Here is a 12,306-nt window from a genome sequence, read left to right as displayed (position 1 = left end):
TTGCCAACAGGAGATTTCATGGCTGATTCGAACCAGACTAAAAAGCCGCTGCGCAGCCAGGCGTGGTTCGGCCTCAAGGACCGCGACGGTTTTCTGCATCGCTCGTGGATGAAAAACCAGGGCATTCCACACGACGAATTCGACGGCCGCCCGGTGATTGGCATTTGCAATACGTGGTCCGAACTGACGCCGTGCAACGCGCATTTTCGCGAGCTGGCGGAGTACGTGAAAAAAGGCGTGCATGAGGCGGGCGGCCTGCCGCTCGAGTTTCCGGTGATGTCGCTCGGCGAGACCAATTTGCGGCCTACGGCGATGCTGTTTCGCAACCTCGCCTCCATGGACGTCGAGGAGTCGATTCGCGGCAATCCCATGGACGGCGTGATTTTGCTGGTCGGCTGCGACAAGACCACGCCCGCGCTGCTGATGGGCGCGGCGTCGTGCAACCTGCCCGCGCTGGCCGTCTCCGGTGGCCCGATGCTCAATGGCCGGTTTCGCGGCAAGAACATCGGCTCCGGCACAGGCGTCTGGCAAATGTCAGAGGAAGTGCGCGCCGGCACGATGACGCAGGAAGAATTCACCGAAGCCGAGTCGTGCATGAACCGCTCGCGCGGCCACTGCATGACGATGGGCACGGCGTCGACGATGGCCTCGATGGTCGAGTCGCTCGGCATGGGCCTGCCGCATAACGCGGCGATACCCGCGGTCGATGCACGCCGCCAGGTGCTCGCGCATCTCGCGGGCCGGCGCATCGTCGACATGGTCCGCGAGGATCTGACGATGGACAAGATCCTGACGCGCCAAGCCTTTGAAAATGCGATCCGTACGAATGCGGCGATCGGCGGTTCGACCAATGCGGTCGTCCATCTGATCGCGCTGGCCAAGCGCATTGGCGTGGAGTTGTCGCTTGAGGATTGGGAGCTGGGTTCGAACGTGCCGTGTCTCGTGAATCTGCAGCCGTCAGGCGAATATCTGATGGAGGACTTTTACTACGCGGGCGGTTTGCCCGCAGTGTTGAAGCAGCTCGGCGAACAAGGCCTGCTGCATCGTGAAGCGCTGACCGTGAACGGCAAGAGCATCTGGGACAACGTGCGCAACGCGCCGAATCACGACGAGAAGGTCATCACGACGTTCGCCGAGCCGTTCAAGCCGAAGGCCGGTATCGCGGTGCTCAAGGGCAACCTGGCGCCGAATGGGGCGGTGATCAAGCCGTCGGCGGCCACTGCGGCGTTGCTCAAGCATCGCGGTCGCGCGGTGGTGTTCCAGAACATCGAGGAACTGCACGCAAAGATCGACGACGAGTCGCTCGACATCGACGAGCATTGCATCATGGTGCTCAAGGGCGCGGGACCGAAGGGCTATCCGGGCTTCGCGGAAGTCGGCAATATGCCGCTGCCGAAAAAGGTGCTGCAAAAGGGCATCACGGACATGGTGCGCATTTCCGACGGCCGCATGAGCGGCACGGCGTATGGCGCGGTGGTGTTGCATGTGTCGCCGGAAGCGGCTGCGGGCGGCCCGCTCGCGTTCGTGCAGACCGGCGACATGATCGAACTGGACGTCGAAGCACGCCGCCTGCATCTCGACGTCACCGACGAAGAACTCGCGCGCCGGCGCGCCGCATGGAAGGCGCCGGAGGCGCCTAAACGCGGCTACTACAAGCTCTACGTCGAACATGTACTGCAAGCGGACCAGGGCGCGGATCTCGACTTCCTGGTTGGCGCGAGCGGCGCGCCGGTGCCGCGCGATTCTCACTGATCGGCACGTAATGAGCTAACGGGTTGTTCCCTGCGCTTTGCGAGAAGGCGTACTGCCGATGCGGATCGACACGATCCACATCGGCTTTTTTTGTCGCGTTCAAAGCGAAATTAACGCACGCAAATAAAAATCGGCCAGGCATTTCCATGCCCAGCCGATTTTTAATCACAGATTCACCGCCTCCGGCTTATTAAGCCAGAGGATCAACGCGCACGCGTGCAAAACCGCACTCCGGCGTTTTACCGGAATGGAATGGACGGCGTTCAGCTTATTGCTTGATGAATCGATCGTTTGCCCAGAGGCCTTGCGTATCGCTATTACCGGAATTCACGAATTCGACGTCGTGACCGACCACGCGGACGACGCGGAAGCTCGAATTTTCCGGTGTCGAAACACATTGATATCCGGAGAAGAATTCCTGCATTTTTTGCTGTTCACCGGCTTGCGCATGCTGGTCGGCGGCGTCGAGTTTATCCTTCGACAGGCAGCCATAAGCATTGGCCTTGAACTGGATGGTTTGCTGCGGCTTGATCATGACGTCTTGCGCCTGAACAGTGGCGGCAGCCAATCCCGCAATGGCGAAAACAAGGGCGAATCGCATTTTCATATTTTCCTCCGGTGCGGGTGGATACTCAGGTTAGCTATGTATTTAACTTTAACGTTGAACCCGCACCTTGCACTTTAGGAGAACGCGGGAGAACGACAAGCACATCTTGTGTGCGGTCGCAACAGCGGCGAATTGTCGCACCGTGTGTTGCCCCTGCTTAATCGTTGAGCAAAGGCTTAAATAGTCGTGATTGCAGCGCGGGGCTAAGAGTTGGGCAGGCCACGCCGCTTTAACCAGTAAAGCTTTGCGACCCATATTGGCGTAAACGAGAGGCAGCAATTAAGTGATTTACTACATTTAATCCGCGCATTTGGTGCATTGCACACAAAGTCATTCAACCGACTAAAACCAAATCACGAAATAACGGGGTGTTTGCAGAAGATAAACAGTGCCAGGTGTGAAAGGTAGGCGTGCGGAGCCTTTCATACCGCAGCTCTACGCGCAATCGCGAGCGTCAATCGACGTGCCGATTGGTCTCGAAGAACTCGGACTGGAACATGCACATGCGCAAGGCGTTGTGATAACTGCCATTGCCGAAAAATTCCTCGATCAACTCGGCCTCGTGCCTGAATCCGCATTTTTCGTACACATGGATCGCCGCGATATTCGACTTGTCGACGATCAGATAGACCTTGCGCAGGTTCAGCACTGAAAACGCATAGTCGGTTGCAAGCTGCGTGGCGAGGGTTGCGTAGCCGCGTCCTTGCGCATGCGGCGCGATGATGATCTGGAACTCGCCGCGTCGATGGATATAGTCCAGCTCGATCAATTCGACCACGCCGACGGTCTGCGCCTCGTTGTCGATCGCCACGAAACGCCGCTCGCGCAGGTCGTGCACGTGCTGGTCGTAAAGCTGGGTCAATTCCGAAAACGTTTCGTAGGGCTCCTCGAACCAGTAACGCATGATTTTTGCGTTGTTGTTCACTTCATGGACGAAGCGCAAATCGGTGCGCTCGAGCGGGCGCAAGGTGAGTTCGCTGCTGCGTTCGATTGTCATTGCATTTCCCTCGAAAATTATTGGTTTGAATGCGCGCGGTGCATGCCGGTGTGGGCGCTTTCCAGTTAGTCAGGGCTCGGCGCGGGGAGTTCTTGCAAGCTCTCGCATCCGTACGGCACTTTTTCACGATATGCCAAACGGCGTGCGGGTCCGGCGAGTGCAGGGCGTCGCGTTGCTGCAGCCTCGCGTCAGCTCGATCGTGGCGATTGTGAGGCACGCGGCACGGTATGGGTACGCGCAGTGCTCTACAATGAAATCATGCTCCTGCGATTGGAGGCTACTGTGATCGAGAACTTGATATTGGGCGTCTTTCTGGTCATTCCGCTACTCATCGTCGCGTTTCTTTTCTCCGACGAATTGTGGCAGGAACACCGGCATCTGCACGAGATGCGGCCCGTGCATGTGAGATCGCGCCGCATCGACTGGCGGCATCCGCTGCGTCGGTCGCGGCATCGTCTTTGACGCGTTGCGTTTGCCAGCCGATTGATCCTCCTGCGTGCAGCGCTGCACGGAACGGCGTGCCGTTCCTTAAAACGGCGGCCCTTAGAACAGGAGATTTCGTCCGCAATCTGGTGAAGCGTTGCCACCGTGTGCCCGCGCCGTAGCATCGCCAATCAAATGAAAACCCGCCGTGCGCGGGTTTTTTTATGCTTGCCACAAGCGCCGTGGCGAGATTAAGGCGCACGTCAATAAAAAAGCCTGCCGTTTCGGGCAGGCTAAAAAGAGATCCACACTCAATGCCTTGTGAGGAGCAAGGCAGTTGCAGTCTAGCCGGATGGCCCACGCCGCTGGTTTCAGAGGCTCTTACACATGTTACGGCGCATGACCGACAGCGCGCGCGGCAAGGCGAGGCACCGCCTCAGTCGGCACGCCAGTGCGAGCGAATCCGTTTGGCGAGTGCTTCAAGCGTGTCCGCGTCCGCGACGTCGCGCGCATGCATGCGCAACGGCTGGCCTTCCCAGCGCGGGATCACGTGAAAATGCACATGCGGGACGGTTTGCCCCGCGGCTGCGCCGTTGAATTGTCCGATGAACACGCCGTCCGGACGCAAGGCCGCGCGCACCGCAATCGCGAGCTTCTGCGTCATGCGCATGCACGCCACCGTCGAGGCATCCGACAACTCGAAAATCTCCGCGGCGGCTTCCTTCGGCACCACCAGCAGATGGCCGTCGGCCTGCGGCATCAGGTCCATGAAGGCGAGGGCGGCGTCGGTTTCGGCCACTTTGATGCAGGGTAGTTCGCCACGCAGAATCCTTGCGAAGGGATTGCTGTCGTCGTATTTCATCGCGTTCCTCTCATTGTGGAAGGTCATATCGGGTAAGCGCTGTTGCCGACATTGTCCATCACCTGTGTTACATCACGCCCACGCCCACGCGCGCCGCGCGTTTGATCGCCTGAGGCGGCTGACCGTACGCGCGCAGAAAAGCGCGCCGCATTCGTTCGGTATCGACGAACCCGGTTTCCGCCGCCACCGCCTCCATGGAATGGCGGCCCGCTTCCAGCATGGCGCGCGCGGACTCGACGCGCAATGCCTCGATGGCTTTGGCGGGCGATTGACGGGTTTCGTCGCGAAACGCGCGGCTGAACTGGCGCGGACTGAGATGCGCGACGTCGGCGAGCTGTTCGACCGTCAACGGTTCGCGCAGATGGCTCTTGGCGTACGAAAGCGCGTTCTGGATGCGGTCGGATTTCGGCTCAAGATCCAGCATGGCCGAGAATTGCGACTGACCGCCCGTGCGGCGGTGATACACCACGAGCTTCTTGGCGATCGCGCGCGACACCGCCGCGCCGAGATCGTTTTCAACGAGCGCCAGACACAGATCGATGCACGCGGTCATGCCGGCCGACGTCCAGACGGAACCGTCGACGATGAAGATGCGGTCCTCGTCCACGCGGGTTTGCGGAAAGCGTCGCTGCAGATCGCGGGCATGAATCCAGTGGGTCGTAGCGTGGCGGCCGTCGAGAATCCCGGCCTCGGCCAGCACGAACGCGCCGGTGCAGATGCTGGCGGTGCGGCGCGAGGCGGCGAGCGCCTCGTTCAAAAACGCCAGCAATCCCGGCGACGACGGCGCGATCTGCATCGCGCCGGTGACGACCACGGTGTCGTACGCCGGATCGCCGAACGGCTGGGTCGCGATCTCGACGCCCGCCGAGCTGCGCACCATGCCGCCGTGCTCGGAAATGACTTCCACCTCGTACTCAGGCTGGCCGGCCTCCAGGTTCGCCAGCTCGAAGATCGAGACGGCCACCATATCGAGGATCTGAAAGCCCGGAAAAACCACCACGCCAACGTGTCTCATTCGCGATGTCCTAAAACGAGGTAAATACGACATTTGAGACAACAGCCTACGCGCCTAAACTTGCCTCGTCAACACCGCAAATGCCACGCGAAAACGGCGGCGGAAGCGGCGGTTTTCAAGTTTTCCCATCCATTCATCGGACAGGGCAAGGCGCGATGCGCCGCGCCCGCAAGGAGAGATTCAAATGGCAACGCAAGCAGGCAAAGGAACGGCATTGGTGACGGGCGCATCGTCGGGCATCGGCGCGGTGTATGCGGACCGCCTCGCGCGGCGCGGTTACGACCTGATTCTGGTGGCGCGCGACGTCCAGCGCCTGAACGGTCTGGCCGATCGTCTGAAGACGGAAACCGGCCGCCATGTCGAGACGATCGGCGCGGACCTCACCGTCAAAGCCGACGTGCGCCGCATCGAAGAACGGCTGCGCGCCGACCGCGGCATCACCATGCTGGTCAACAACGCGGGCGTCGGCGCGACCGCCTCGCTGATCGATTCGGACGTGGATGAGCTCGAAAAAATGATCGACCTGAATGTCACCGCGCTCACTCGCCTGACGGCGGCGGTCGTGCCGGGCCTGGTGGAGCGGGGCAAGGGCATCGTGATCAATATTGCGTCGGTCGTGGCGCTGTCGCCGGAACTGTTGAACGGCACGTACAGCGGCACCAAGGCCTACGTGCTCAACTTGACGCAGTCGCTGCATCACGAAGTGGGCGACAAGGGTGTGCAATTGCAGGCTGTATTGCCGGGCGCGACCAGCACGGCATTCTGGGACCGCGCGGGCCTCGCGGTCGAGCATCTGCCGCAGCAGATCGTGATGACCGCCGAAGACATGGTGGACGCCGCGCTCGCCGGCCTCGACCAAGGCGAACTGGTGACGATTCCGTCGCTGCCGGACGTGGCGGATTGGGAGCGCTTCAACACCGCGCGTCAGCATCTGCAGCCTAACCTGTCGCACAAGCTGCCGGCCACACGCTACACGCGCGGCGCGTCACCGGCGTGAAGGTGGCCAAAGGCTGGCCGTGGCGCATTAGCGCATTAGCGCACTAACGCCAGTCAGTCGAGACGTCGTCGGGATCGACCAACGTCAATCCCGACGACGGCAGCGGCAGCGCCGTCTTGTAGCGCACCTGCTTGAGCGCAAAGCTCGAACGGATGTTCGAGATGCCCGGAATCTTCGTCAGATGATCGACGATGAAGCGCTCAAGCGTCTGCATATCCGGCATCACCACGCGCAGCAGATAGTCGGCGTCGCCCGTCATCAGGTAGCACTCCATCACCTCGGGGCGCTCCGAAATAGCCTGCTCGAATCGCTGCAGCGCGTCTTCCACCTGCTTTTCCAGACTCACCTGAATGAACACGTTGATGCGCAGCCCGAGCGGCTCCGGGTTCAGCAAGGTGACCTGCTGCTTGAACAGACCGAGCTTTTCGAGCGCCCGCACGCGGTTGAAGCACGGCGTGGGCGACAGGTTCACCGAGCGCGCCAGATCCGCATTGGTGATGCGCGCGTTCTGCTGCAACTGGCTCAGGATGCCGATGTCGATGCGGTCGAGCCGCCGGGGTGGCGTGGTCATAGATGAAATATTCCGTCGTCGGGGCGAAATCCGGAATAAATAGCCTATCGCAGCGTGGGATCGCAAGCAAATGAGACGCTCATTTTGTGGGCGCATGGTTACCATTGACTCAGTCGATCTTGAACCGAACGCGTCGATGCGGGAGTGGTGCCATGACGGATTTGTCCAACGGTAGCGAGCAGTTGCGGTTATCCAATGTGCAGCGCGCCGAAAGCGCGGAGCAGGCGGATGCGGATCCGCAGGAAACCGCCGAGTGGCTGGAAGCGCTCGACGCGGTCGTCGCGCATGTGGGCCGTGACCGCGCGCAGTTTCTGTTCGACAGGCTTGCGAGCCATGCGCTGTCGCTGGGTGTCGAGTCGGCGCGCACCAATGTCACGCCGTACCAGAACACGATCCCGTTCGAGCAACAGCCGCGCTATCCAGGCAATCTCGAACTCGAAGAGCGGCTCGCCGCCGCGCTGCGCTGGAATGCGCTCGCGATGGTGGTGCGCGCGAACCAGGCTTACGGCGAACTCGGCGGCCATATTGCGAGTTACGCGTCGGCGGCGGATCTGTTCGAGGTCGGCTTCAACCATTTCTTTCGCGCGGCCGCGCCTGGCGGGGAGGAGGGCACGGGCGACCTCGTGTACTTCCAGCCGCATTCGTCGCCGGGTGTGTATGCGCGGGCTTACCTCGAAGGGTTTTTAAGCGAGAGGCATTTGCAGCACTACCGCCGCGAGATCGGCGGCCCGGGCTTGTGTTCGTATCCGCATCCGTGGCTGATGCCGGACTTCTGGCAGTTCCCCACCGGCTCGATGGGCATCGGCCCGATCAACGCGATTTACCAGGCGCGTTTCATGCGCTACCTGGCCAATCGCGGACTCGTGCAAACGGAAGGCCGCAAGGTATGGGGCTTTTTCGGCGACGGCGAAATGGACGAACCGGAATCGACCGGCGCGCTCTCGCTGGCCGCGCGCGAGGGGCTCGACAACCTCGTGTTCGTGATCAACTGCAATCTGCAGCGCCTTGACGGTCCGGTGCGCAGCAACGGCCGGATCATCGACGAACTGGAAGCGCATTTCATCGGCGCCGGCTGGAACGTGATCAAGGTGATCTGGGGCTCGGACTGGGACGCGTTGTTCTCGCGCGACCGCACCGGCGCTTTGTTGCGCGCGTTCGCGCATACCGTGGACGGCCAGTTCCAGACCTTCTCGGCCAACGACGGCGCCTACAACCGCGAACGCTTCTTCGGCCAGAACCCGGAGCTTGCCGCGCTCGCCGCGCAACTGAGCGACGACGACATCGACCGCCTGCGCCGTGGCGGCCACGACACGCGCAAACTGCACGCGGCCTACGCAAAGGCGCTCGCGCATCGCGGCCAGCCGACGGTGATTCTCGCGAAGACGATGAAAGGCTTCGGCATGGGCACCTCAGGCCAGGGCCGCATGACCACGCATCAGCAAAAGAAGCTGGGCTTCGACGACCTCAAGGCGTTTCGCGATCGCTTCCGCCTGCCCCTCACGGACGAGGACGTCGAACAGGTGAAGTTTTACAAACCCGCGGAAGACAGCCCGGAAATGCACTACCTGCATGCACGCCGGGCGGCTCTCGGAGGCTATCTGCCCAGAAGGCGGAGCGTTGCATCGAAGGGGCTGAACGTCCCGCCGATGTCTTCCTGGGGGCAATTCGCGCTGGACTCGAACGGCCGCGACATGTCCACGACGATGGCGCTGGTCCGCATGCTGACCGCGCTGCTCAAGGACCACGAAGTCGGCCCGCGCGTGGTGCCGATCGTCGCCGACGAGGCGCGCACTTTCGGCATGGCGAACATGTTCCGCCAGGTCGGCATCTATTCGCCGCTCGGTCAGTTGTACGAGCCGGAAGACCTCGGCTCGATGCTGTACTACCGCGAGGATACGAAAGGCCAGATCCTGGAAGAGGGCATTTCGGAAGCGGGCGCGGTGTCGTCCTGGATCGCGGCGGCGACCTCGTATAGCGTGCACGATCTGCCGATGCTGCCGTTCTACATCTACTACTCGATGTTCGGCTTCCAGCGCATCGGCGACCTGATCTGGGCCGCGGCGGATCAGCGTGCGCGCGGTTTCCTGATCGGCGCGACGTCCGGCAAGACTACGCTCGGCGGTGAAGGTCTGCAGCATCAGGACGGCTCGAGCCATCTGGCGGCATCGACGATTCCGAATTGCCGCGCGTACGACCCGGCGTTTGCGTACGAGCTTGCCGCGATCGTCGACGAGGGCATGCGTGAGATGGTGGAGCAGCAGCGCGACGTGTTCTATTACGTCACGGTGATGAACGAGAACTACGCGCAGCCTTCAGTGCCGGGCGGGGACTTGCCGGCGCTGCGCGAAGGGATCCTCAAGGGCATTTATCCGCTGGCCGCACAAGCGCAGGCGCAGGCGAGCGCACAAGCCACGGTGCAATTGCTCGGCGCGGGGGCGATTCTCGGCGAAGTGATCGCGGCGCAGCAACTGTTGAAGGACGACTGGCGGATCGACGCCTCCGTGTGGAGCGTGACGAGCTTCACCGAGTTGCAGCGCGACGGCATGGCGGCGGAACGGCTCGCGCGTCTTGGCGCAGCGAGCGGCACGCCATATGTCACGCAAGCGCTCGAAGCATCGCAAGGCCCGATCATCGCCGCGACCGACTATGTGCGCGCCGTGCCGGAACTGATACGTGCGTATGTGCCGCGCCGCTATGTGACGCTCGGCACGGATGGTTTCGGCCGCAGCGATACCCGCCAGGCGTTGCGCGAGTTTTTTGAAGTGGACCGCAAGGCAATCGTGATCGCCGCACTGAAGGCGCTGGCAGACGAGGGCGCAATCGACACAAGCGTACTTGTCGAAGCACGCAGCAAGTACCTCGGCGATGGCGCGGTCGGCGCAGCATCCTGGCAATAATCAATCACTCACCGCAACCTGATTCTTGCCGTCCCGCTTCGCACGATACAGACCGACGTCGGCGGCTTCGATCAGCTTCGTCACGGGCTCGGCGGCTGTGGGCACGAGCGTCGCCGCGCCGATGCTGATTGTCACGACGCCGGTCGCGGAGCCCGAATGCGGTATCGCCAACGCCTCGATTGCAATGCGGATCTTTTCCGCGAGCAGACGCAAGCCGCCCGCCGACGTGCCCGGCACCACCACCGCGAATTCTTCGCCACCGAAGCGCGCGGCGAGATCGGGCGAGCGTCCGAGGCACGATTCGACGGTCTGCGCGACCCGCTTGAGCACTTCGTCGCCGGCGACGTGCCCGTAGGTATCGTTGTACGCCTTGAAGTTATCCACATCGATCATCAGAAAACCGAGGCCGGTCTTCTCGCGTGTGCCGCGACGCCATTCGGCGGCCAGATATTGGTCGAGGTAGCGGCGATTCGACAGCCCCGTCAAGCCGTCCGAATGCGTGAGCCGCTGCAATTCCAGATTCGTCGCGAGCAATTGCTGTTGCGATTGACGCAGCGCCCGGTAGGCCTCGTCGCGTTGAAGCAGGTTCAGATACGAGCGGGAGTGATAGCGGATGCGCGCGATCAACTCGATGCGGTCCGGTAACTTGACAAGATAATCGTTGGCACCGGCGGCGAAGGCCGCGCTTTTCACGAGCGGCTCTTCCTTGGTCGACAGCACGATGATCGGAATATCGCGCGTCGCCGGATTCTGCCGGTATTGGCGCACGAGGGTAAGACCGTCCGTGCCCGGCATCACGAGGTCCTGAAGAATCACCGTTGCGCGCGTTTCCGCGGCGCAGTGCAGCGCTTCTTCAGGCGACGCGCAGTAGTGGAAGTCGACGCTTGCTTCGTCGGCCAGCGCCTGGCGAATCGCCTCGGCGATGATTGCCTGGTCGTCGACCAGCAACACCATGATCGGGCACTCGGCCGCGGGCGGATTGCCGAGGATGCGCGCCAGGGCGTCATCGATCGCGAGATTCGGGGCATCCACCGCGTTCGCGTCGCGTTCTGCGAGATCCTGCGCGGCGGCGTTTTGATGCGGTTCAGGAGTGTCCATGTTGTTCAGCCAGAATGAATGTCAGTGAATCGAAGCGGCTCATAGGCGGCGAGTGCGCGGCTAGCGCGCGTTGACCGCCGTCGCGAGCGCGGCGGCGATGCGCGGCAACGGCAGGATCGCGGCGGCGGCGTCGAGCGCCGCGGCGGCTTTCGGCATGCCGTACACAGCGCTGGTCGCCTCGTCCTGCGCGATCGTGTGATAGCCCTTGGTGCGCATCGCCTTGAGTCCGATCGCGCCGTCGCGGCCCATGCCGGTGAGCAGCACGCCGACGGCGCACGCGGGCCAGCGCGCCACCACGCTGTGAAAAAACACGTCGACGGAAGGGCGGTAAGGTGTGTCTTCCGGCACGCGCGTGTAGCCGAGCACGTTGGGCAGTTTCAGATGCAGATGATCGTCGGTGGCGGCGAACAGCACGACGCCCGCTTGCGGGCGGTCGCCTTCGCGGGCGATCCGCACCGGCAACGCCGATTGCTGGTTCAGCCAATCCGTCATGCCGGCGGCGAACGCCGCGTCGACGTGCTGCACGATGACGATCGCCGCAGCAAAATCCTTGGGCAGCCCGGCGAGCAGCGTGGCAAGCGCGGACGGTCCGCCCGCCGATGCGCCGATCGCCACCAGCGGCGTATCGCGATTCGTCGCGCATGCGGGTGTTGCCGCGGCTGCCGCGCCGGGCGCATTGCGTTCCTTGACGAGCGCCGCGATGCGGTCGATCTTCGCGATCAGCGTGGCGATGCTCCTGTGCGCATCGGGACCGTTCAGCGAGGGCGTATCGACGGCGTCGAGCGCGCCCGCGCCCATCGCTTCGTAGACGCGCCACGCGTTCGCACCCACGTCGACGGTCACGATCAGGATCGCGCAGGGCGCACGCGCCATGATGCGCCGCGTGGCCTCGATGCCGTCGACGTTCGGCATCACCAGATCCATCAGCACGATGTCGGGCCGCTGCGCGGCGCAGAAATCGACCGCCTGCTGGCCGTCCTGCGCGACCCACAACACCTCGTAGTCGCGGCGCGCCGCGAGCGCGCGACGCAGCGCCTCGACGGCGAGCGGCATGTCGTTGACGATTCCGATTTTCATCCGTTCACCC

At 62.5% G+C, this 12,306-nt stretch carries 11 protein-coding genes; 4 read left to right on the top strand and 7 right to left on the bottom strand.

Features of this window, described 5'->3' with window-relative positions; translation table 11 throughout:
• The first annotated feature begins 18 nt into the window (after positions 1-18).
• Positions 19-1,752, top strand: coding sequence for an IlvD/Edd family dehydratase (locus tag RI103_RS19100; RefSeq protein ID WP_310813442.1), 1,734 nt, complete (start codon positions 19-21; stop codon positions 1,750-1,752).
• A gap of 268 nt (positions 1,753-2,020) precedes the next feature.
• On the opposite strand, the gene sap1 is transcribed toward RI103_RS19100, so the two are convergent.
• Together sap1 and speG are read right to left on the bottom strand one after the other, a co-directional pair.
• A complete protein-coding gene (gene sap1 / locus RI103_RS19095; protein ID WP_310813441.1) occupies positions 2,021-2,359 on the bottom strand; it encodes a surface attachment protein Sap1 in 339 nt (112 codons plus the stop codon).
• 454 nt (positions 2,360-2,813) lie between these two features.
• Complete coding sequence (speG, locus tag RI103_RS19090) at positions 2,814-3,356, bottom strand: spermidine N1-acetyltransferase (RefSeq protein WP_310813440.1); 543 nt, start codon at positions 3,354-3,356, stop codon at positions 2,814-2,816.
• Between the two features lie 282 nt (positions 3,357-3,638).
• On the opposite strand from speG, the gene RI103_RS19085 reads away from it, so the two are divergent.
• Complete coding sequence (locus tag RI103_RS19085; RefSeq protein ID WP_310813439.1) at positions 3,639-3,818, top strand: hypothetical protein; 180 nt, start codon at positions 3,639-3,641, stop codon at positions 3,816-3,818.
• A 397-nt stretch (positions 3,819-4,215) separates the two neighbouring features.
• On the opposite strand, the gene RI103_RS19080 is transcribed toward RI103_RS19085, so the two are convergent.
• Entirely contained in the window at positions 4,216-4,641 is a 426-nt protein-coding gene (locus RI103_RS19080) for an HIT family protein (RefSeq protein ID WP_144143876.1), read from the bottom strand.
• A gap of 67 nt (positions 4,642-4,708) precedes the next feature.
• Positions 4,709-5,656: a GlxA family transcriptional regulator gene (locus RI103_RS19075; protein ID WP_310813438.1), complete on the bottom strand. Its 948-nt coding sequence runs from the start codon at positions 5,654-5,656 to the stop codon at positions 4,709-4,711.
• A 184-nt stretch (positions 5,657-5,840) separates the two neighbouring features.
• Here RI103_RS19075 and RI103_RS19070 point away from each other — a divergent pair, with 184 nt between their 5' ends.
• Positions 5,841-6,653 (top strand): SDR family oxidoreductase, encoded by an 813-nt coding sequence (locus tag RI103_RS19070; RefSeq protein WP_310813437.1) that lies wholly within the window; start codon positions 5,841-5,843, stop codon positions 6,651-6,653.
• Between the two features lie 43 nt (positions 6,654-6,696).
• On the opposite strand, the gene RI103_RS19065 is transcribed toward RI103_RS19070, so the two are convergent.
• Positions 6,697-7,224: an Lrp/AsnC family transcriptional regulator gene (locus RI103_RS19065; RefSeq protein WP_115781476.1), complete on the bottom strand. Its 528-nt coding sequence runs from the start codon at positions 7,222-7,224 to the stop codon at positions 6,697-6,699.
• A 152-nt stretch (positions 7,225-7,376) separates the two neighbouring features.
• On the opposite strand from RI103_RS19065, the gene mdeB reads away from it, so the two are divergent.
• Positions 7,377-10,121 carry an alpha-ketoglutarate dehydrogenase gene (gene mdeB / locus RI103_RS19060; RefSeq protein ID WP_310813436.1) on the top strand — a complete coding sequence of 915 codons (2,745 nt, stop codon included), beginning with the start codon at positions 7,377-7,379 and terminating at the stop codon, positions 10,119-10,121.
• On the opposite strand, the gene RI103_RS19055 is transcribed toward mdeB, so the two are convergent.
• Complete coding sequence (locus RI103_RS19055) at positions 10,122-11,219, bottom strand: diguanylate cyclase (RefSeq protein WP_310813435.1); 1,098 nt, start codon at positions 11,217-11,219, stop codon at positions 10,122-10,124.
• A gap of 60 nt (positions 11,220-11,279) precedes the next feature.
• Complete coding sequence (locus tag RI103_RS19050; RefSeq protein WP_310813434.1) at positions 11,280-12,296, bottom strand: chemotaxis response regulator protein-glutamate methylesterase; 1,017 nt, start codon at positions 12,294-12,296, stop codon at positions 11,280-11,282.
• Between the last annotated feature and the right edge of the window lie 10 nt (positions 12,297-12,306).

Source organism: Paraburkholderia sp. FT54, assembly GCF_031585635.1.
Taxonomy (GTDB): domain Bacteria; phylum Pseudomonadota; class Gammaproteobacteria; order Burkholderiales; family Burkholderiaceae; genus Paraburkholderia.
Note: the sequence above shows the minus strand (reverse complement) of the source record. Positions and strands in the feature narration are given on the sequence as shown.